General features: G+C 68.0%; 16 protein-coding genes. 13 read left to right on the top strand and 3 right to left on the bottom strand.

Annotation, left to right across the window (positions count from 1 at the left end; translation table 11 throughout):
* The first annotated feature begins 69 nt into the window (after positions 1–69).
* Together M9978_RS07010 and M9978_RS07015 are read left to right on the top strand one after the other, a co-directional pair.
* Complete coding sequence (locus tag M9978_RS07010; protein ID WP_254292290.1) at positions 70–4,605, top strand: CHAT domain-containing protein; 4,536 nt, start codon at positions 70–72, stop codon at positions 4,603–4,605.
* Positions 4,596–5,027 carry a DoxX family protein gene (locus tag M9978_RS07015; RefSeq protein WP_302053843.1) on the top strand — a complete coding sequence of 144 codons (432 nt, stop codon included), beginning with the start codon at positions 4,596–4,598 and terminating at the stop codon, positions 5,025–5,027. Before M9978_RS07010 ends, M9978_RS07015 begins: the two co-directional genes overlap by 10 nt.
* Here M9978_RS07015 and M9978_RS07020 read toward each other — a convergent pair.
* From M9978_RS07020 to M9978_RS07030, 3 genes are read right to left on the bottom strand one after another with little or no spacing between them, the layout of a single operon-like run.
* Positions 4,995–5,789, bottom strand: a complete 795-nt coding sequence (locus tag M9978_RS07020) for a hydrolase 1, exosortase A system-associated (RefSeq protein ID WP_254292291.1) — start codon at positions 5,787–5,789, stop codon at positions 4,995–4,997. The genes M9978_RS07015 and M9978_RS07020 overlap by 33 nt on opposite strands.
* The gene (locus M9978_RS07025; RefSeq protein ID WP_254292292.1) at positions 5,777–6,433 is read right to left on the bottom strand and encodes a hypothetical protein; all 657 of its coding nucleotides are present in this window, start codon (positions 6,431–6,433) and stop codon (positions 5,777–5,779) included. Before M9978_RS07025 ends, M9978_RS07020 begins: the two co-directional genes overlap by 13 nt.
* 41 nt (positions 6,434–6,474) lie before the next feature.
* Positions 6,475–6,747: an acyl carrier protein gene (locus M9978_RS07030; RefSeq protein WP_254292293.1), complete on the bottom strand. Its 273-nt coding sequence runs from the start codon at positions 6,745–6,747 to the stop codon at positions 6,475–6,477.
* 119 nt (positions 6,748–6,866) lie between these two features.
* Between M9978_RS07030 and M9978_RS07035 the strand changes: the two genes are divergently transcribed.
* From M9978_RS07035 to xrtA, 11 genes are all read left to right on the top strand, one after another.
* Positions 6,867–8,375 (top strand): acyl-CoA ligase (AMP-forming), exosortase A system-associated, encoded by a 1,509-nt coding sequence (locus tag M9978_RS07035; RefSeq protein WP_254292498.1) that lies wholly within the window; start codon positions 6,867–6,869, stop codon positions 8,373–8,375.
* Complete coding sequence (locus M9978_RS07040) at positions 8,372–9,604, top strand: pyridoxal-dependent decarboxylase, exosortase A system-associated (RefSeq protein ID WP_254292294.1); 1,233 nt, start codon at positions 8,372–8,374, stop codon at positions 9,602–9,604. The genes M9978_RS07035 and M9978_RS07040 overlap by 4 nt, the downstream gene beginning before the upstream one ends.
* A gap of 84 nt (positions 9,605–9,688) precedes the next feature.
* On the top strand, positions 9,689–10,336 hold the full coding sequence (locus M9978_RS07045; protein ID WP_436977169.1) for an XrtA/PEP-CTERM system exopolysaccharide export protein: 648 nt from the start codon (positions 9,689–9,691) through the stop codon (positions 10,334–10,336).
* A 13-nt stretch (positions 10,337–10,349) separates the two neighbouring features.
* The gene (locus tag M9978_RS07050) at positions 10,350–11,867 is read left to right on the top strand and encodes an XrtA system polysaccharide chain length determinant (RefSeq protein WP_254292295.1); all 1,518 of its coding nucleotides are present in this window, start codon (positions 10,350–10,352) and stop codon (positions 11,865–11,867) included.
* 10 nt (positions 11,868–11,877) lie between these two features.
* Positions 11,878–12,852: an AAA family ATPase gene (locus M9978_RS07055; RefSeq protein ID WP_254292296.1), complete on the top strand. Its 975-nt coding sequence runs from the start codon at positions 11,878–11,880 to the stop codon at positions 12,850–12,852.
* On the top strand, positions 12,849–14,444 hold the full coding sequence (locus tag M9978_RS07060; RefSeq protein WP_254292297.1) for a TonB-dependent receptor: 1,596 nt from the start codon (positions 12,849–12,851) through the stop codon (positions 14,442–14,444). The genes M9978_RS07055 and M9978_RS07060 overlap by 4 nt, the downstream gene beginning before the upstream one ends.
* A 41-nt stretch (positions 14,445–14,485) precedes the next feature.
* Positions 14,486–15,559, top strand: a complete 1,074-nt coding sequence (locus tag M9978_RS07065) for an ExeA family protein (protein ID WP_254292298.1) — start codon at positions 14,486–14,488, stop codon at positions 15,557–15,559.
* Between the two features lie 10 nt (positions 15,560–15,569).
* Positions 15,570–16,412, top strand: a complete 843-nt coding sequence (locus tag M9978_RS07070; RefSeq protein ID WP_254292299.1) for an XrtA system polysaccharide deacetylase — start codon at positions 15,570–15,572, stop codon at positions 16,410–16,412.
* Entirely contained in the window at positions 16,409–17,482 is a 1,074-nt protein-coding gene (locus M9978_RS07075; protein WP_254292300.1) for a FemAB family XrtA/PEP-CTERM system-associated protein, read from the top strand. The genes M9978_RS07070 and M9978_RS07075 overlap by 4 nt, the downstream gene beginning before the upstream one ends.
* The gene (locus M9978_RS07080) at positions 17,482–18,687 is read left to right on the top strand and encodes a TIGR03087 family PEP-CTERM/XrtA system glycosyltransferase (RefSeq protein ID WP_254292301.1); all 1,206 of its coding nucleotides are present in this window, start codon (positions 17,482–17,484) and stop codon (positions 18,685–18,687) included. The genes M9978_RS07075 and M9978_RS07080 overlap by 1 nt, the downstream gene beginning before the upstream one ends.
* Positions 18,684–20,240 carry an exosortase A gene (xrtA, locus tag M9978_RS07085; protein ID WP_254292302.1) on the top strand — a complete coding sequence of 519 codons (1,557 nt, stop codon included), beginning with the start codon at positions 18,684–18,686 and terminating at the stop codon, positions 20,238–20,240. Before M9978_RS07080 ends, xrtA begins: the two co-directional genes overlap by 4 nt.
* The last annotated feature ends 8 nt before the right edge of the window (positions 20,241–20,248 follow it).

The following is a 20,248-nucleotide window of genomic DNA, read 5'->3' on the forward strand; positions in this document are numbered from 1 at the left end:
CATTTGACTGAAATGCAAGCTTGCCAGCGGCTTGCGCGCTGGGAGATACTCGCGCCGACGGGACGGCATATGGCACGCAATCTTCTATTTCTGGCGACGGTCTCGATCGCGGCGCTGGCCCCGGTCCAGGCGGCGGCAAAGGACGCCGAGTCGCGCAAGGCGTGCGCCGCCGAGGCGCAGCTGCCGACGCCGCGCGACCCGACCGGCAAGGAATTCGACGACATCATTGCCGAGCGGGCGATCGAACGGTGCGAGCGCGCGCTGGCGGCCAACCCGGATGATGCCGACACGCTCGCCAATCTCGGCCGTGCCTATTCGCGTGACGCGGATACTGCCAAGGCGCTGCCGCTGCTCGAACGCGCCGTCGCGGGGGGCAGCCTTCAGGCCGCGAACACGCTCGCGGCGATCTATGCGCAGGGCGAGGGCGTGCCCAAGGACGAGAAACGCGGGCTGGCCTATGCCCTGATGGGCGAGAAGAGCGATTATGCGTGGATCGTCGCCAAGCTCGGCAACTATTATCTGAACGGCATCGGCACGCCGGTGGACAGTGCGAAGGCGATCGCCTTCACCGCGCGCGCTTTTGCGCTCGGGGTTTCCGGCAGTGCCAGCGATCTTGGCGACATCTATCGCTTCGGCAGGGCGGGCGTCCCGCGCGACTTCGCGCAGGCGCGGGCCTGGTATGCGCGCGGCATGAAGGTCGGCGATCCCGACTCGTTCGCGTCGCTGGCTTACATGACTCAGAATGGTGAGGGCGGTGCCAAGGACGCGGTCGAGGCGCGCCGGCTCTACGCGCGGGCGGTCGAGCTGGGATCGGGCTGGGCCGCGAGCAATCTCGCGGCGATGCTTCGCGACGGCGAAGGCGGCTCCAAGGACGTGCCGGAGGCGCTGCGCCTGCTCTCGGTCGCGGCGGATCGTGGCGAGAGCAGCGGGATGCGGCTGCTCGCTTATCACTACCGCCACGGGATCGGCGTGGCGCGCGATCTGCAGATGGCGATTGCCTGGTATCGTAAGGCCGCCGAGGCCGGCGAGACCGACTCGATGGTCGAACTGGGCAAGATGGCGACGATGGGCGACGGCATGCCGACCGACGAAGCCGCCGGGCGCGACTGGTATCGCAAGGCGGCCGAAGGCGGCGATGCGCAGGGCATGCGGCTGCTGGCGCGAGCGCTGAGCTCGAGCGAGTTCACGGGCCAGCCGAGCGACAATCCGGCGGCCGTGCGCTGGTTTCACAAACTCGCCGAGGATGCCGACGCCACCAATGCGGCGATCGCCGCCGACGCCTTTGCGCGCGGACAGGAGGTGCCGCTCGATCTCAAGGCGGCGCGGCGTTATTATGAGAAGGCGCTGGCGGCCGATGTCGCGGATATCGCGGCGAAGCTGGCGGAGGTCGTGCTGCGTGACGATCCCGGCGAAGCGGACAAGGCCTATGCGCTGTCGCTGATCGAGAAGCGCGCAGCGCTGGGCGAAGGCTGGGCGCTGGCCGCGCTGGCACATCCCGGGCCGATGATCGACAAGGCCGGGTTGAAGATCGACAGCGCGGCATGGCGCGCGAAGATCGCCGCGACGCGCGATCCCAAATTGCTGGTCGCGGTCGCCAAGGCGTTGCAGGAGGGCAAGCTCGCCAGGCAGCAATTCGCGCTGGCGATGCGATATACCGCAGCCGCCACCGATCCGGTCGCGGCGTGGGAGTTCCAGATCCGACTGATGCTCGACCTGCGCTTGCAGGAAGCGGCGCTGCGCGAAGTCGTGCGCTATTCGCAGACCGATATCTTCAAGGCGCTGCCCGCCGAGCGGAAGGCCGAGTTCCTGCGCAACGTCGATCAGCCCTATGCCTTCGCCTTCGATCGCTCGCCGAGCCAGGCGCCCCTCCTCAAGGCGCTGGCCGAGCTCGGGGTGACGGAGGCGGCCTCGCGTTACGCCTGGATGGTGCTGGACGACGGCAAGGGTGACGCCACCATCGCGAAGACCTGGTTCGAAAAGGGCGCGGAACTGGGGTCGGGCGATGCGCTGCGCGCGATCGGCTATCTCTACATGAACGGATATGGGGTCGAGAAGAGCGCGCTGAAGGCATTGCGCGCATGGGAAGACGCGTACCGTCAGGGCCAGACCTACGCCGCGTTCAACCTTGCAATCTATTATTCGGGTGAGATGTCCTTCACCGACGCCGAGCGCGCCGGCGCGCCTGCGCCCGACCCGGTGCAGGCGTTCGAGTGGATGCAGCGCGCCGCGCCGTCGAGTTACGCGTTTCAGGTGCGGCTCGCGCGCATGTATCTGGCGGGCAACGGGACAAAGGCAAATCCCGCGGAGGGGCTGCGGCTGCTGCGCTATGCCGTGCATTGCGGCGATCACAGCGCGCGCGTGGCGTTGGGCGAGGCATATCTGCATGGGGTGGGCGTGGCCAGGGATCCGGCGATGGCGCTGCGCTGGTTCCGCCACGCCGCCGCGCCCGGCTATGCGGGCGGGGCCGAGGCGATGGTGCGCGCGGCCGCGCTCGGCTGGGGGATGAAGCCCGACGTCAAGCAGGCGCGCTACTGGCTGGGCGAGGCGGTGCGGCGCGGCGGTGAGGACGCGGCAAAGTGGACCGAAGCGTGCGGCAAGAGCGCGACGATCGCTTGCCTGGCGTCGCAGAAGGATTTCGTGCCGCTCCCGATCGGCGTGGAAACGCCCGATGCCGCGCCCGAGCCGGGCTATGAGGTCCGCGCGGCGGTGTTGACCAAAGAACTGGATGCCGCGGTCGCGCAAGGTTCTGAATTCGCAGTGTTCGAGGGATTCCGCGCGCTCGAGGAGCATCAGCTGCTGTTCGGGCGGATGGACGAATATCTCGCGACCAAGGTGCGCTCGCTCGCGGTCAAGGAAGCCGGGCTGCGCGCGCGGTTCGGCAGCCAGGACAATTATTTCGCACTGATCGAGGGATCGTGCCTGTGGTCGTCGGCGGCGATGGAGGCGAAGGGCGGGGGGCGGCCCGAGGCGGCCTTGTTCTTCGCCAAGGTGGCGGTCAACAAGCTACAGGACGCGCGCAAGCGTATTTCCGACCTCGATCCGTCGATCCGCGAATGTTTCGTCAAGGTCCATCAGGACCGCTACCGTTACCTCGCCGACATCTTCATGGAGATGGGCCGGTTCGGCGAGGCCGAGCATGTGCTGGCGATGCTCAAGGACTTCGAGACCTATAACTACACCCGCGGGAAGCAGGGCGACGCGTTCGAGCGGATGCCGCTGGACGCGCAGCAGACCGCGAGCCTGGCCGCGTTCGATACCGCGACTGCGGCGCTGCATCAGGCCGGGGCCGCGCGCGACCGGCTGATCGCGTTGCAGGCCAAGGGCGAACTTAGCGCCGAGCAGCAGAAGGAGCTTGAGGCGGCGACCACGGCGCTGGGGGCGGCGCAATCGGCGTTTCGCGGCGAGCTGTCGTCGCTCGGCGACATGGTGGCGGGGCTGGACGCGAAGCAGGCGCCCGATCTGGAGGCAAAGGCGACGCGCGTCGCATCGATCCAGCCCCGGCTGATCACCACCGTGCGCCGGCTGGGCAAGGATGTCGCGGCGCTGCACGCAGTGGTGCTGCCCGACCGCATCCACTGGCTGCTGACGACCGCCAACTATCAGCGCTCGATCGTGGTGCCGGTCGATATCACGGCGTTGCGCAAGGATGTCGGCGCCTATCGCCAGGCGATCAGCGACAAGGCGGTGTTCATCACCGACCCGGCCGCCAAGCTCTACAAGGAAGCGTTCGAGCCGGTCGACAAGGCGCTGCGTGCGGCAGGCGTGAAGCAGGTGATGCTCTCGCTCGACGATGCGCTGCGCTATCTGCCGTTCGCCGCGCTGCATGACGGCAAGGACTGGCTGGCGTCACGCTATGCGTTCAGTGCGTTCCGCTCGATCGACGAGGTGCAGACCGGGCCGGCGGACGGCGCATCCTGGCGCGTCGCGGCGCTGGGCGCGAGCCAGGGCGGGAACGGCCTGTCGCCGCTGCCCGCCGTGCCCGCGGAATTGAGCGGCATCGTCAAGGCGGGCGCGACCGGCGTGCTGCCCGGAGTCATGAAGCTCGACGCGGCGTTCGACCGCGCGGCGCTGGGCAGCGCGATGGCGGGCGGCTCTCGCGTGATCCATATCGCCAGCCATTTCGCGCTCGATCCGGTGAGCGCCGACAAGTCGTTCCTGCTGCTCGGCGACGGCAAGACGCTGCCGCTGAGCGAGTTCATCAAGGATGGGCGGTTCACGGCGATCGATGTCGATCTGCTGGCGCTGTCGGCATGTCAGACCGGGGTGCCGCAGATCGATCAGAATGGCGCGGAGGTGGAGTCGAGTCTGGCCGAGCTGGCGCAGAAGGCAGGCGCGTCGGCGGTGCTGGCGTCGTTGTGGTCGGTGGCCGACGAATCGACCGCGGTGCTGATGCAGCGCTTCTATGCGATTCACGCGCAGGGCGGGGTGAGCAAGGCCGAGGCGCTGCGCCGGGCGCAGATCGCGCTGATGGCCGCGCAGGGCAAGGCGGGCGACGACCGCGGGACGCCGCGCGCGCCACAGGGCGCCGCGACCGGACCGGCGGTCACCGGTTACGCGCATCCCTTCTACTGGGCGCCGTTCATGCTGCTGGGCAATTGGCAATAGCCGAGCCGCCCGAGAGCCGGGCGCGGCGGATCGGGCGGCTGACGCTCGCGGGCTTCTATGCGCTGGCGGGCGCGGGGCATCTCATCTTCACCGACTCGATGGTGCGGATCACGCCCGACTGGGTGCCGATGGCGCGCGAGGTGGTGATCGTGACCGGGCTGTGCGAACTGATCGGCGCGGCGGGGTTGTTGTCGCAGCGGTGGCGCGTCGCGGCGGGCTGGGCGTTCGCAGTCTATGCGCTGTGCGTGTTTCCGGCGAATGTGAAGCACGCGATGATCGATCTGGGCGGCGGGACCGGGCTGTCGGCCTGGTATCATGTGCCGCGGCTGTTGCTTCAGCCTGCGATCATCTGGTGGGCATTGTGGGCGAGTGGCGCGGTGAAGCCGCGGTCAGGCGAGCGCGGCGAGGACTTGCCCGGTTAGCCACGCCTTGTCCTGCGGCCGCGCGAAGCTGTGGCTGTCGGTGTCGCAGCTATGGGGCGTGACGCGGGCACGGCACGCCGCGAAGGCGTCGCTCTGCCAATGATCGGCAAACGCGATGGCGGTGTTGTCGCGGCCGGCGAGCAGGATAGTGACCGGCGTGGTGCTGGCGGCGAGGGCGGCCGCCATCCGCGCGGGCAAGCCTGCGGGCGGCTGCGACGGCTTGGCGGATGCCTTGATCAGCCCGCTGGCGAGCTTGCGCAGATTGACGCCGCCGGTGACGAGGCGGAGCAGTTCGCGCGGGTCCTTGAGCTTTTCGATATAGCGAGAGCGGATCGCGGCGGCCGGGGGCAGGTCGTCGGTCTGCTCGATCGTCCAGGGGTTGGTGAGGACCAGCGCGTCGATCCCGGCGGCCGCGTGGAACAGGATCAGCGCGCTCGCGGCGTCGCAATTGCCGAACGCGACGATTCGGCAAAGGTGCGGCGCTTCGCGGCGAAACGCGGCGGCAGCTTCACAAATATCTTCAGATGTCGATTCGAAGCCATTGTTTTCACCTGTAGAATCGCCGATTCCGCGGCGATCGTAGCGGAACACGGGATGGCTCATCTTCGCCACGTTCGCGGCGAGTTCAGCCATGCCGCGATGCGCGCCGATGCGGATCTCGTTCCCGCCCGAGACGATGAGCAGGCCGGTCGTGCCGGGCGCGTCGTCGAGCGTGGCGGCGAGGGTCTCGCCAGCGCATTGGAAATGGATCAGCCGGCGCATGTTTCGATCCAGGCGGCGATGTCGTCGGCGACGCGTGCGGCGAAGTCGATGTCATTATCCGGCTCGGCGCGGCGCCAGAGCGGGCTGCCAGAAAGCTTGGCGTCGGCGGGCTTGGCCTCGGTTTCGAGCCGGACCGTGCGGGTTGCCAGCGCGACCGGGACAGCGTCGGTCAGCTCGCGCAGGAGTTGTGTTGCGATCATATTGCCGGCCAGCTCGACCGGGTCGGCCGCGGTGTCGATCGATGCGGCATCGAACGGCTGGCCGGATTCGCGGGCCGAGGCTTGGCGCGCGCGGACGAGCTCGCGGCGCAGGTCGGCGCCGGTCATCGGCGAGAGGTGGTAGCGGCCGGTGAGCGCGGCTGCAGCGTCGAGCAGCGCGCCGCTGCGGATCGTCAGGCTGAAGGCGGGGCGGCCGAGACTTGCGGCCGCCGCGGCGAAGCCTTCGCGCAGGATGGGCAGGGTCGTTTCATGCGTCGGCCGCACGCTTTCGCCCTGACTGGGCAGGTCGGGCAGCGCACCGGCGATGCCGCGCTCGGCCAGCGCGCGCAGGATCGTGACGGTGAAGGCGCGGGTGCGGTTGGCTTCCTCGAACAGGGGCAGCGCCGCGATCACGACGGGGCCGGCATCCGGGCCGAAGCGGAGCATCGCCTCGCGCCCGCCGGGCCAGTCATAGTGGGTGAAGGCCGTCAGGTGAGCGCCTTCGAGGCGGCGAAGGCGGTGAGCGCGCCGAAGGTCTCGAGCATGTCGCCATCGACCTCGTCATCCTCGATCACGATGCCGAGGCGGTCCTCGAGTTCGGTGAGCACGCCCGCGACGGCCATCGAATCGAGTTCGGGCAGCGCGCCGAACAGCGGCGTCGCCTCGTCGAACTTCGCCGCGCGGTCCGCGTCGATACCGAGCACGTCGCGCAGCACACCACGCACCGTCTCTTCGACTTCATGATATCCGTCCGGCTGCACCCTGCTTCCCCCTGGTGTTTTTCGCCCGTTACCGGGTGACGGCGACGCTGCCAAGTGCTGCACCTGCTAACACTCGCTTTGGCACTTTATCGTTAACGGATGCGAGGTAAGGAATGCCGATGGTGGAACTCGATCCCAACCCTCGCCCGATCGACGCGCTGCCCGCGATGGGCACGCCCGGAGACGTTGCTCTGGAGGACCGCGCGGGCGCGTGGACCTATGCCGAACTGGAAAGCGCGGTCGGCGCGTTGGCGCACTGGCTGGCGCGGCAGGGTTTCGCGAAGGGCGCACGGGTGGCGAGCTGGCTGCCCAAGACGCGGACCGCCTGCCTGATGCCGCTGGCGGCGGTACGGGCGGGGCTGGTGCATGTGCCGGTCAATCCGGTGCTCAAGCGCGCGCAGGTGGCGCATATCCTGGCCGACAGCGGCGCGTCGCTGCTGCTGACGCAGCAGGCGCGCGCGTTGACGCTGGAGAGCGGCGATGTGTCCGACGGCTGTCGGCTGGCGCTGGAGGACGAGCCGGAGGCTGTGGACGCGCTGCCGCCATCGAGCGCCGATCCGGGCGAACTCGCGGCGATCCTCTACACCTCAGGTTCGACGGGACGGCCCAAGGGCGTGATGCTCAGCCACGCCAATATGTGGCTGGGGGCGATTTCGGTCGCGCATTATCTGAAGATCACGCCGGCCGATCGCGTGCTCGGCGTCCTGCCGTTGAGCTTCGACTATGGGCAGAACCAGCTGTTCTCGACCTGGGCAGGGGGCGGGCGCGTGATCCCGCTCGACTATCTGACGGCCAGGGATGTGATCAAGGCGGTCGACCGGCATGACGTCACCACGATCGCCGGGGTGCCGCCCTTATGGGTGCAGTTGCTCGACGCCGACTGGCCCGACGAGGCCGCGGCGACGTTGCGGCGGCTGACGAATTCGGGCGGCGCGTTGACGGTGCCGATGGTGCGCGGGCTGCGGGCGAAGTTCCCGAATGCCGATCTCTATCCGATGTACGGGCTGACCGAGGCGTTTCGCTCGACCTATCTCGATCCGGCGCAGGTCGATGCCAATCCCGAGTCGATGGGGCGGGCGATCCCCTTTGCCGAGATCATGGTGGTGCGACCGGACGGCTCGCGCGCCGATCCGGGCGAAGCGGGCGAACTGGTCCATGCCGGGCCACTGGTGGCGCAGGGCTATTGGCACGATCCCGAGCGAACGGCGCAGCGGTTCAAACCGGCGCCGGATTTCTCCGGCTATGGCGGAATGGCGGTGTTCTCGGGCGACAATGTCGTCAAGGGTGCGGATGGCTTGCTGCGCTTCGTCGGACGCGATGACGAGATGATCAAGTCGGCGGGCAACCGCATCAGCCCCACCGAGGTCGAGGAAGCGGTGCTGGCCGGTGGCGAGGTGCGTGAGGCGGCAGCGTTCGGGGTGAAGGATGCGCGGCTGGGACAGGCAATCGTGGTGGTGGCGGTGGCGCGCGGTGAATCGCAAGAGGCGGAGGCGCAGCTGCGCGAGCGGTTGCGGCGCGACCTGCCGAGCTTCATGCAGCCGTCGCGTTATGAATGGCGTGACGAGCTGCCGCGCAACGCCAACGGTAAGTTCGACCGCAGCAGTCTGAAGGCAGAGTTGACGTCATGAAGCCAATGGGGCCGATACCGCCATATTTTACGGACCAGCGCGAACTGACGATCGCCGGCCGGACGGCGGCTGACTGGGTCGCCGAGCACGGCTCGCCGTTGTTCGTCTATGATGTCGGCATCGTCGCCGAGCGCGTGGCGCGGCTGCGGGCGGCACTGCCCGAGCTGTGCGAAATCCATTTCGCGATCAAGGCCAACCCCTTGCCGGCAATGCTGGAAGCGGTGGCGCCGATGGTCGGCGGACTCGACGTGGCGTCGGGCGGCGAGCTGGCCAAGGCGCTCAAGGTCAAGGACGCGGCGCATATCAGCTTTGCCGGGCCGGGAAAGCGCGATGCGGAATTGGAGGCGGCGATCGTGGCGGGCGCGACGCTCAACCTCGAATCCGAGGGCGAGGCGGAACGGGCGCTGACGATCGGTGCGCGGCTGGGCATCGCGCCGCGATTGGCGGTGCGGGTCAACCCCGATTTCGAGCTGCGCGGCTCCGGAATGAAGATGGGCGGGCGCGCTTCGCCGTTCGGCGTCGATGTGGCACGCGTGCCGGCGCTGGTGCGGCGGTTGATCGACGCCGGCGCGGACTGGCGCGGCTTTCATATCTTCGCCGGATCGCAGTCGCTCGACACGCCGGCGATCGTCGAGACCCAGGCCGCGACCGTGGCGCTGGCGGCGCGGCTGGCGGATGAGATTGGCGTCACGCCGCCACTCGTGAACCTCGGCGGCGGTTTCGGCATTCCCTATTTTTCCGGCGACTTGCCGGTCGATGTCGACACGGTCGGCGCCGCGTTGGGCGAAGTGCTGGCCGCGCGGCCCGAGCGGCTCGCGGACTCGAAATTCGCGATCGAGCTGGGGCGCTGGATCGTCGGCGAGTGCGGCGTCTATCTGACGACCGTGATCGACCGGAAGCAGTCGGGCGAGGAGACGTTCCTCGTCTGCGACGGTGGCCTCAACCATCAGCTGGCCGCGTCGGGAAATTTCGGAACGGTGGTGCGGCGCAACTATCCGGTCGCGGTGGCCGGCCGGATGGATGCCGAGCCGGGTGACGCCGTCTCGGTGGTCGGACCGCTGTGCACGCCGCTCGACCGGCTGGCCGACCGCGTGGCGCTACCGGACGCGGGACCGGGTGACGTCATCGCGGTGTTCCTGGCTGGGGCCTATGGTGCGAGCGCCAGTCCGGCGGCGTTTCTGGGGCATGATCCGGCGTGCGAAGTGGTCGCTGGACCCGCGCACCCCTAACGCAATTTTTACCTCTACGGCCCCATAGCAAGCTCAAATCCTGCGCGAATTTCAATGGTTCCGCGCGGATGAGGAGGTTTGCTGATGCGTTTCGGACAGGCAGGCAAGGGGTGCGGGCTCGCGCTGATGATGGCGGCGACGCTGTCCGGCTGCATCGGCGGCGGCGGTGACCGGCCCGAATTGCCGGCGACCACCTTCGTCACGACCCGCGAGGGGCCGGGCGAGGAATATATCATCGGGCCGCTGGACAGCCTCCAGATCTTCGTGTGGCGCAATCCCGAGCTGTCGGCGAAGGTGCAGGTGCGCCCCGACGGCCGTATCACCACGCCGCTGATCAGCGACATGCCCGCGGTCGGCAAGACCCCGGCGATGCTGGCCGACGACCTCAAGATCGCGCTCGGCGAATATATCAAGGACCCGATCGTCTCGGTCATCGTCGAGAATTTCAGCGGGACCTACAGCCAGCAGGTCCGCATCATCGGCGCGACCGAGAAGCCGGCGTCGATCCCGTATCGCGCCAACATGACGCTGCTCGACGCGATGATCGCGGTCGGTGGCCTCAGCGAATTCGCGGCGGGCAACCGCGCGCGGCTGATCCGCTTCGACAAGGCGACCGGACGCCAGCGCGAATACAAGGTGCGACTTTCCGACCTGCTCAAGAACGGGGATACGAGCGCGAACGTGCGGCTGGAGCCGGGCGACGTGCTGATCATCCCCGAGAGCATGTTCTGAGGGGCCGGGACTGATGGGGGGCCTCTGGACCGAAATTCGTGCCGCGATCCATGCGGTGTGGCTGAAGCGCTGGATCGTCGCGGCGGTCGCCTGGGGCATTTGCCTCGCGGGCTGGCTGGTCGTGTCGCAGATCCCGAATCAATATGAGAGTCGCGCGCGCGTGTTCGTCCAGCTGCGGCAGATGCTGCCGAGCGAGGGAATCGTCACGCAGCAGGAGCAGCAAAAGGATATCGACCGGTTCCGCCAGACGCTGGCGAGCGCGGTCAATCTGGAGAAGGTGGTGCGCGGCACCGAGCTCGCCAACACGGTCGCGACCGACCGTGACGTGGCGGATCGCGTCGCCGGCTTGCAGAAGAAGATCAAGGTCACTGCGCAGCAGGACAATCTGTTCGAGATCACTGCGACCGCCGACAGCGGCAAGCTGTCGCGCACGATCGTGCAGAAGCTGATCGACATCTTCGTCGAGGACAATCTGGCGTCGGGCCGTGATGAGGCGAGCCAGTCGCTGACCTTCCTCGACCAGCAGCTCGCCGAGCGCCAAAAGGCGCTGCAGATCGCCGAGCAGAAAAAGGCCGATTTCCAGGCGAAATATCTGGGCTCGTTGCCCGGCACCGGCACGCTTTCGGAGCGGCTGGCGACGGCACGCAGCCAGCTGGCGCAGGTCAATGGCGACCTGGCGGCGGCGCAGAGCAGCCTGGCGGCGGTCAACGGACAGATGGCGGGTACCACCGCGACGGTTGCCGGTATGGGCGGTGGTGCCGTTGCCGGCCCGGCGCGGGCGCGGCTCGCGGCTATTCAGGGACAGCTGGCCGAAGCGCGTTCGCGCGGCTGGACCGACGCGCATCCCGACGTGATCGCACTCAAGAGCCAGCTTGCGCAGGCGCAGGTCGCCGCGCGCGGCGAGCGTGTGGGTGGCGGCGATGGCGGCGCATCGGCCAATCCGCTCTACCTCAGCCTCCGCGCGATGCAGGCAGACAAGTCGGCGCAGGTTGCCGCGCTGACCAACCGCAAGGGCCAGATCGAGGCGGATATCGCCGCATTCGAGCAGAAGATGGCGGCCGATCCCGCCGCGGCGGCCGAGCAGTCGGACATCGACCGCAACTATCAGGTGCTCAAACTGCAATATGACAAGCTGCTCGCCGATCGTGAGCAGGTGAAGCTGCGCAGCCAGGCGGCGAGCCAGACCGATGCGGTCAAGTTCAGCGTGATCGATCCGCCGACGGCGCCGCGCGCGCCGACCGCACCGAACCGGCCGCTGCTGTTGACCGGCGTGCTGCTGGTCGCGCTCGGCGGCGGTGTCGCGGCTGCGTTCGGCCTGTCCAAACTCTCCGGCAATTTCTCGACCACCGCGCAGCTCGAGCGGGCGAGCGGCATGCCGGTGATCGGATCGATCGGCGAAGTGATCAGCGACGCGCAGACCGCGCTGCGCAAGCGCAAGCTGCAGATGTTTGCGGCGGCGATGGGCGGGCTTGCCTTCGCCTGGGTCGCCTTGCTCGGGCTGGAAATGTTCCAGCGCGGCGTGGCGGCGTGAGGGGAACGCGATGAACGACCATACGCCTCGCCGCCTGACCGGCTCGCTGCTCGAACGGGCAGCGGACATCTATGGGCTGACGCCGCAGGCGCGGCCCGTGCCGGCGCCGGTCGCGCCGCAACATGACGTGCCCGCCGCGCCCAAACTCGCGGAGGACGAGCCGTTCGAACTCGAAGCGCCGTTGGCGATCGAGGAGCCGGTCGAAGTATTCGTTCCGCGCACCGTGGATTGGAACCCGGTACGCCGGACGGTGACGATCGACCGCGAGAAGCTCGCCGAGGCGGGCATGATCGTGCCGGGCGCCACGGTGACCGCGCTCGCCGAGGAATTCCGGCTGGTGAAGCGCCAGTTGCTCAACACCTCGCGCACGATCCGCGCGCAGGATGAAGACAAGTCGCGGATGATCCTCGTCAGCTCGGCCAAGCCGAATGATGGCAAGACCTTCTGCGCAATCAACCTCGCGCTGTCGCTGGCGGCGGAGAAGGATGTCGAGATCCTGCTGGTCGATGCCGATTTCGCCAAGCCCGACATCCTGAACCAGCTCGGCGCTGCGGACGGCCCGGGGCTGCTCGACGTGCTGACCGGCACGGTTGCGAGCGCCGAGGACTGCATCCTCGATACCGATGTGCCGCAGCTGTCGGTGCTGCCGGCCGGGACCAAGTCGGTCGCGGATACCGAATTGCTGTCGAGCGAACGTGCGCATGCGATCCTTGACGGGCTGGCCGCGGCCAATCCGCGCCGCATCGTGATCTTCGATTCGCCGCCGATCCTGGCGGCATCGCCGGCATCGGTGCTGGCGAGCCACGTCGGCCAGGTGATGCTGGTCGTGCGCGCCGACAAGACGAGCGAGAGCGACCTGCGCGAAGCGGTGGCGCTGCTCGACGCGTGCGAGCAGGTCCAGCTCGTCCTCAACAGCGTTTCCTTCCAGCCGGGCGGACGCCGCTATGGCGGGTATGGCGCCTATTACGGGGAACCGGGACAATGAGGTTCTTGATCGCGGCGCTGGCCGCATCGGCCGCGCTGGCCGCGCCCGCTGCGGCGAAAGACCGCAGCAAGTCGATCGAGCCCTATGTCGATGCCGGGCAAGTGCTCGTCGCCGACCTGTCGGGCGGCGGCGAGGTGTTGACCTATTCCACGATCGGCGCCGGGGTCGACGCATCGATCCAGACGCGCCGCGTCGAGGTGCAGCTGTCCTATAATTACGAGCGCCGCATCGCCTATCAGCGCGACGTCGCCGACAGCGACACGCATAGCGGCCTTGCGCGCGCGGCAGTACGTGTCGGCGCCGGGCTGAGCATCGAGGGCGGCGCGCTGGCGACCCGCGCGCGCAACGACATTCGCGGCGACGCGCCAGGCAATCTGGTGGGCAATGTCCGCAACACCAGCCAGCTCTACTCCTTCTATGCCGGCCCGACCTTTCAGACCGGCGACGGCCCGGCGAGCCTGAGCGCCGCCTATCGCTTCGGTTACACGAAGGTCGAGGAGCCGGACATTTACGGCGTCGATCCGGCCGCCGCGCCGCTCGACCTGTACGATTCGGCGAAGAGCCATCTGGCGCAGGTGACCGCGAGCATGAAGGCGGGCACGATCCTGCCGGTTGGCCTCAGCATCGCCGGTGCGTGGCAGCGCGAGGAAGCGAGTCAGCTCGACCAGACCTATGACGGCAAGTTCGCACGGATCGACGCGGTGTTGCCGGTCGCCCGCGGTCTCGCCGTGGTCGGCGGGGTCGGGTACGAGAAGATCGAGATCACCGAGCGCGATGCGCTGCTCGACGGGTCGGGCAATGTGGTGCGCGACGGCGCGGGGCGGTTCGTGACCGACCCGGCATCGCCGCCGCGCATCGCCTATGAGGTCGATGGCATCTTCTGGGACGCGGGCGTGCTGTATCAGCCCAGCTCGCGCCTGATGCTCGAGGCGCGCGTCGGCCGCCGCTATGAATCGATGAGCTATACCGGCTCGCTGCAATGGCAGATGTCACGCCGCACCGCGTTGCAGATCGGCGTCTATGATTCGATCGACAGCTTCGGGCGTCAGCTGTCGCGCGATCTCGCCGCGCTGCCGACCAGCTTCGAAACGCCGCACGATCCGTTCGGCGACGCGTTCAACGGCTGCGTGTTCAGCGCGGCGGGCAAGAATGCCGGCCAGTGCATGGACAATGCGCTGGGGTCGATCGCGAGCGCCAACTACCGCGCGCGCGGCGTCACCGGCATCCTGTCGATGAACGCGGGTCCGACCAGCTTCGGCTTCGGTGCGGGCTATGCCAACCGCCGCTATCTGGTGCCGGGCAGCAACCTCGTGCTCGCCGCGACCGACGATGACACCTATTTCGCGCAGTTCTTTGCCTCGCAACAGCTCGACGCGGTGTCGAACATCAGCGGCAATCTCTACGCCAACTATTACACCAGCGGCATCCTCGGGGCGCCTTCGGTGCTCGGAGCGGGCGCCAACGGCTCCTACGCGCGCAGCTTCGGTGCGTTGAGCGCGACGGCGTCGCTGGGCATCTATACGTTCGATGTCGAGGGCGAGGGCAGCAGCACCTCGGCGCAAGCGCTGCTGGGGCTGCGTTACGGCTTCTAAACGGCTTTGGCTTACGAGTAGTCCCGAACAAGGGTGAGACGATGTACGACAGTCATTACGGATTGAGCGGCCGGCCGTTCCAGCTGACGCCCGATCCGCAGTTCTGGTTCGATACCGCCACGCACCGCAAGGCGATGGCCTATCTCGGCTATGGCTTGAGCCAAGCCGAGGGCTTCGTCGTGATCACCGGCGATCCGGGCGCCGGCAAGACCACTCTGGTCGGCCACCTGATGAACACGATCGACCGCGAGCGGCTGCATGTCGTGAAGATCGTGACGACGCAGATCGGCGCGCACGACCTGTTGCACCTCGTCGCGCAGGGACTTGGCGTCGAGACCGCGGGTATGGCGAAGGCGCAGGTACTGAGCGCGGTCGAGAAGGGGCTGCACGCGGTTGCCCGCACCGGCAAGCGCACATTGCTGATCGTCGACGAGGCGCAGGCGCTGCCGATGCAGAGCGTCGAAGAGCTGCGCATGCTCTCCAATTTCCAGGCCGGTGGTCATGCGTTGTTGCAGATCTTCCTGCTGGGTCAGCCGGAGTTCCGCGAGCGGCTCGCCGATCCGTCGCTCGAGCAGCTGCGCCAGCGTGTGATCGCGATCCACCATCTCGAGCCGATGGGCGCCGAGGAACTTGGCCCCTATCTGTCGCACCGTCTGTCGGTGGTGGGCTGGAACGGGCGGCCCGATTTCACCGACGAGGCGGTCGCTGCGATGCACCGCTGGGCTGGCGGATCGCCGCGCAAGGTCAACCAGCTCGCCGGGCGCGTGTTGTTGTTCGGCGCGATCGAGCAGATCGACAGCTTCAGCGCGGATGACGTCGAGACGGTGATCGCCGATCTGAACGGCGACACGCCGGCACCCGCGCCGGTTCAGGCCGCGCCGGTCATGGAACCGGCTGCTGAGCCGGTGATCGATATCGAACCCGCGCCCGCGTCCATCGTCGAACCGGCGCAACCGGTCGTCTCGGCGGACATGGTCGCACACGCTGCGCGTATCGCGCGGCTCGAAGCCCGGCTGGAAGAGCAGGACGTGGCGCTGCGCCGGGTGCTGACGCTGATGGTCGATTTCATCGAGAATGAGGAAAGCAAGGTGCCGCAGCGCGGAACCGCCGCCTGAGGCCCGCCAGATGCTTGCCAACGCCCTTTCCGTCGATGTCGAGGACTGGTTCCAGGTCGGCGCGTTCGAAAAGGTGATCGCGCGCGAGGACTGGAACGGGCTGGAGCATCGCGTCGAGGCGAATACCGACGCCGTGCTGGCGCTGTTCGATCAGGGTGGGGTGAAGGCGACCTTCTTCACGCTTGGCTGGGTGGCGGAGCGATACCCGGCGCTGATACGGCGCATCGCCGAGGCCGGGCATGAGGTGGCGAGCCACGGCTGGGACCATGCTCGGGTGTTCACGATGACGCCCGAGCAATTCCGTACCGATATCGCGCGTGCGCGGGCCGTGCTGGAGGATGCCTCGGGGCAGCGGGTGACAGGCTATCGCGCGCCGAGCTTCTCGATCGACAAACGCACGCCCTGGGCGCACGAGATTCTGACCGAGGCCGGCTATGCCTATTCGTCGAGCGTCGCGCCGATCGGGCATGATCATTATGGCTGGGCCGATGCGCCGCGGGCGGCATTCCGGCCGGTGGCAGGCGCCGAGCTGATCGAGCTGCCAGTGACGACGGGCAGGTTTCTGGGGCGCGAGGTCACGACCGGCGGCGGCTTCTTCCGGCTGTTGCCCGGCAATGTCGTCCATCGCGCGATCCGCGAACTCAATGGCGCGGGGCGGCCCGGCGTCTTCTATTTCCATCCCTGGGAGGTCGATCCGGGTCAGCCGCGCGTGCGCAGTGCCCCGCTCAGGTCGAAGCTGCGCCATTATTCGCGGCTCGGCGCGATGGCGGGCAAGATGCGCACGCTGATGGCGAAGCATCGCTGGGACCGCACCGACCGCGTGGTTGCGGCCGAAGCGGCGCGCCTGTCATGAATGCGCCGATGCTTACCCGCCCGCTGACGCTGCGGTTCGCCAATCTGACCGATCCGATCGATCGCGCGCGGGTCGGCGCCTATGTCCATGAGCATCCCGACGGCACGCCGTTCCACCTTCCGGCGTGGAGCGCCGCGGTCGCGAAGGGGTGCGGGCAGAGGTCGCATTATCTGGTCGCCGAGCGTGACGTGCAGGGGATCGTCGGCGTGATGCCGCTGACCGAGCTGCACTCGCCGCTGTTCGGGCGTGTGCTGGCGTCGGCGGGATTCGCAGTCGGTGGCGGCATCCTGGCCGACAAGCCCGAGGTCGTGCGGCTGCTGGCCGATGCATGCTGGACGCTGGCTGCGCGGCTGAGCTGTCCGAGCGTCGAGGTTCGCGGCGGGCCGCTGCCGGGGCCGGAGTGGACCGTGGACGACACGCATTATCTGGGGTTCGGTCGGCAGCTGGCGGCGGACGACGAGGCCGAATTGCTGGCGATCCCGCGCAAACAGCGCGCCGAGGTGCGTAAATCGCTGGAGAACGAGCTGGCGATCAGCGTCGGGCAGGGTGCCGCGGACATCGCCGCGCACTACGCCGTCTATGCCGAATCGGTGCGCAACCTCGGCACGCCGGTATTCCCGGCGCGGCTGTTCCGCGAGGTGCTGGCGGAATTCGGCTCGGCCGCCGACGTGCTGGTCGTGCGGCATGCGGGCGAGGCGGTGGCGGGCGTGCTGAGCCTGTACTGGCGCGGGACGGTCTATCCCTATTGGGGCGGCGGAACGGCGGCTGCGCGGCGGTTGCGTGCCAATGACCGCATGTATTTCGAGCTGATGCGGCACGCGCGCGAGCGCGGCTGCTCGCGCTTCGATTTCGGACGGTCGAAGGTCGGCACCGGCGCGGCGGCGTTCAAGAAGAATTGGGGCTTCGAGCCGCAGCCGCTGACCTATTACGACCGCGTCGCCGAGGGCGCGGCGATCCGCGATGCCAACCCGCTCAATCCCAAATACCGGCTGCAGGTGGCGCTGTGGAGCAAGCTGCCGCTCGCCGTGGCCAATCGCGTGGGGCCGTGGATCGCCAAGGGGCTGGGGTGATGGGGGACATTTTGTTCCTCGCGCATCGCGTGCCGTTCCCGCCCGATCGCGGCGACAAGATCCGCGCGTTCAACGTGTTGAAGCATCTGTCGACCAATCAGCGCGTGCATGTGGTGGCCTTCGCCGACGATCTTGCCGATTTGAAGCGAGCGAATGAGCTGAAACTTGGCGAGACCCGGATCGTATGGCGCGGCAAGTCGCAGGCCGTGGCCGGTGTCCAGGCGCTGCTGACCGGCAAGCCGCTGTCGTTGACCGCGTTCGATAGCAAAGAGGTTCGTGAGACGGTTGCGGGCCTGCTCGCACGTTATCCGATCGATACCATCTACGTCTTTTCGAGCCAGATGGCGCAATATGTGCCTGAAAACGCCGCGCAAAAGGTGGTGATGGACTTCGTCGACATGGATTCGGCGAAGTTCAAGAGCTATGGCGCGACCACCGGCGGCGTTACCGGCTGGATGATGCGGCGCGAGGCGAAGCTGCTGGGCCAGTATGAGACGGCGGTGGCGGCGCGGGCCGATGCAAGCCTATTGGTGAGCGACGAGGAAGCCGCGCTGTTCCGCGAGCGGACCGGCGCGGAGCGGGTGCATGCAGTGGGCAACGGAATCGATACGGCGAGCTTCGACCCCGCTGCGCCGTTCGAGCACATGCCGGCTGGCGACGGCCCGTCGGTCGTGTTCACGGGGCAGATGGATTACCGCCCGAACATCGAGGGCGTGACGTGGTTCGTCGAGGCGGTCCTGCCGCTGGTGCGGGCGCGCTATCCGCAGGCGACGTTCGCGATCGTTGGACGCAAGCCATCGGCGGCAGTGCAGGCGCTGGCGGCACATCCCGGCGTGGTGGTGACGGGCGAGGTCGCTGACGTGCGGCCATGGCTCGCCGCGGCATCGGTCGTGGTCGCGCCGCTGAAGCTGGCGCGCGGCGTGCAGAACAAGGTGCTGGAGGCGATGGCGATGGCGCGGCCGGTGGTTGTGTCGCGCGCCGCGGCGACCGGCATCGATCATGGCGGGACGATCGCAGTCGGGGAGACGGCTGACGAGGTTGCCGAAGCGGTCGCTGGTCTGCTCGCCGATCCGATGCGGGCGACCGCGCTGGGGCAAGCGGCGCGGCAGCGAGTGATCGACCACTATGGCTGGGACGCCAAGCTGGCGGTGCTGGACCGGATAATGGGGCTCGGTGCGCCGAGTGCGCCACGGAGGGCCGCGTGACCGTCGCGGTGCCAGGATCAGCATTCGAGGGGCGCGCAACGCCCTTCGATGCGACATGGAAGCTTCATGCGGCGCTGCTCGCGGGCGTATGGGCGGCGCTGTTGATCCTGTTTCGCGGCGATGTCGGCGACCTGACGACAATCTATTGGACCAACACCACGTTCGGGCATTGCCTGTTCATCGCGCCGGTCGTTGGCTGGCTGGTGTGGCAGCGTCGCACCGATCTGGCGCTGGTACCGCCGGCGGCGTGGTGGCCGGGGCTGGTGATCGTCGCGGGCGGCGGGTTTGCCTGGCTGCTCGGCGATGCGGCGGGGGTGGCATTGCTCCGGCATCTCGGGCTCGTGGTCATGCTGCAGGGCGCAGTGGTCGCATTGCTCGGACCGAGCGTTACGCGGGCGCTGTTGTTTCCGCTGGCTTACATGATCTTTCTGGTGCCGTTCGGCGAGGGTCTGGAAGGGCCGTTGCAGGACCTGACGGTGAAGATCCTGGTGCCGTTGCTGCATCTGTTCGGCGTGCCGGCGCATGTCGACGGCGTGCTGATCACCACGCCAAATGGCTGGTTCGAAGTGGCCGAGGCGTGTTCGGGTGCGAAGTTCGTGATCGCGATGATCGCTTATGGCGCGCTGGTCGCCAACGTCTGTTACGTCAGCTGGACGCGGCGCGCGGCGTTCATGGCGGTCGCGCTGATCGTGCCGATGATCGCCAACGGGCTGCGTGCGTTCGGGACGATTTACGCCGCCTATCTTACCTCGGTCGAGCAGGCGACCGGGTTCGACCATATCTTGTATGGCTGGGTGTTCTTTGGCGCAGTGATGGCCGGGGTGATGGCGATTGGGTGGAAGTGGTTCGACCGCGATCCCGACGCGCCGTGGTTCGATGCCTCGAAGTTGCAGGCGCGCTGGCCGGGCACGGCGGCGATGCCGGCGGTGGTGGCGCTGACCGGTCTGTTCGTGGCGAGCCTGTTCCTTGCCTGGGCGGGCGCGATCGCGGCACGAGCGGATGTGCTGCCGGCCAAGGTGGCGCTGCCCAAGGTCGCGGGCTGGACTCAGGTACCGCTGAGCAAGCGCGCCGAATGGAAGCCGAACTTTCCGGGCGCGGATCATTTCCTGATGGGCCGCTATTCGGACGGGATGGGCGCGGAGGTCGATCTGGCGCTCGCACTCTATGGCAGCCAGCGCGAGGGCAAGGAGCTGGTCGGTTTCGGCCAGGGCGCGATCCGCGAGAACGACAAATGGGTGCGGATCGAGGATCTGGCCGAGCTCGACGGCGGCAAGGCGCTGCGCATGACGGCAGGACCGGTCGAGCGCGAGGTCGTGACCTGGTATCGCGTCGGCGATACGCTGACCGGAAGCGACAGTCGCGTGAAGGCGGAGACGCTCATGGCCAAGCTGCTCGGCGGGCCGCAGCGTGCGGTGGCGGTGATGGTATCGGCAGAGAAGGGCCACGCGCTGCCGACGCGCGCGGCGATCAAGCGGTTTGTGGCCGCGCTGGGGCCGGTGGAGCGTGCCGCGGATCGGATCGCCGGGGGCGACCGAGCCGAATTTGTGCGCTAGGTCGGCCT

The sequence above is a fragment of the Sphingomonas tagetis genome, assembly GCF_024211275.1.
Classification (GTDB): Bacteria; Pseudomonadota; Alphaproteobacteria; order Sphingomonadales; family Sphingomonadaceae; genus Sphingomonas; species Sphingomonas tagetis.

Excerpts from the sequence above, each read along its gene's own strand:
- M9978_RS07010 (WP_254292290.1), top strand. The coding sequence starts at position 70 with ATGGCACGCAATCTTCTATTTCTGGCGACGGTCTCGATCGCGGCGCTG.
- M9978_RS07020 (WP_254292291.1), bottom strand. The coding sequence starts at position 5,789 with ATGCGCCGGCTGATCCATTTCCAATGCGCTGGCGAGACCCTCGCCGCC.
- M9978_RS07025 (WP_254292292.1), bottom strand. The coding sequence starts at position 6,433 with ATGCTCCGCTTCGGCCCGGATGCCGGCCCCGTCGTGATCGCGGCGCTG.
- M9978_RS07035 (WP_254292498.1), top strand. The coding sequence starts at position 6,867 with ATGGTGGAACTCGATCCCAACCCTCGCCCGATCGACGCGCTGCCCGCG.
- M9978_RS07040 (WP_254292294.1), top strand. The coding sequence starts at position 8,372 with ATGAAGCCAATGGGGCCGATACCGCCATATTTTACGGACCAGCGCGAA.
- M9978_RS07045 (WP_436977169.1), top strand. The coding sequence starts at position 9,689 with ATGCGTTTCGGACAGGCAGGCAAGGGGTGCGGGCTCGCGCTGATGATG.
- M9978_RS07050 (WP_254292295.1), top strand. The coding sequence starts at position 10,350 with ATGGGGGGCCTCTGGACCGAAATTCGTGCCGCGATCCATGCGGTGTGG.
- M9978_RS07055 (WP_254292296.1), top strand. The coding sequence starts at position 11,878 with ATGAACGACCATACGCCTCGCCGCCTGACCGGCTCGCTGCTCGAACGG.
- M9978_RS07060 (WP_254292297.1), top strand. The coding sequence starts at position 12,849 with ATGAGGTTCTTGATCGCGGCGCTGGCCGCATCGGCCGCGCTGGCCGCG.
- M9978_RS07065 (WP_254292298.1), top strand. The coding sequence starts at position 14,486 with ATGTACGACAGTCATTACGGATTGAGCGGCCGGCCGTTCCAGCTGACG.
- M9978_RS07070 (WP_254292299.1), top strand. The coding sequence starts at position 15,570 with ATGCTTGCCAACGCCCTTTCCGTCGATGTCGAGGACTGGTTCCAGGTC.
- M9978_RS07075 (WP_254292300.1), top strand. The coding sequence starts at position 16,409 with ATGAATGCGCCGATGCTTACCCGCCCGCTGACGCTGCGGTTCGCCAAT.
- M9978_RS07080 (WP_254292301.1), top strand. The coding sequence starts at position 17,482 with ATGGGGGACATTTTGTTCCTCGCGCATCGCGTGCCGTTCCCGCCCGAT.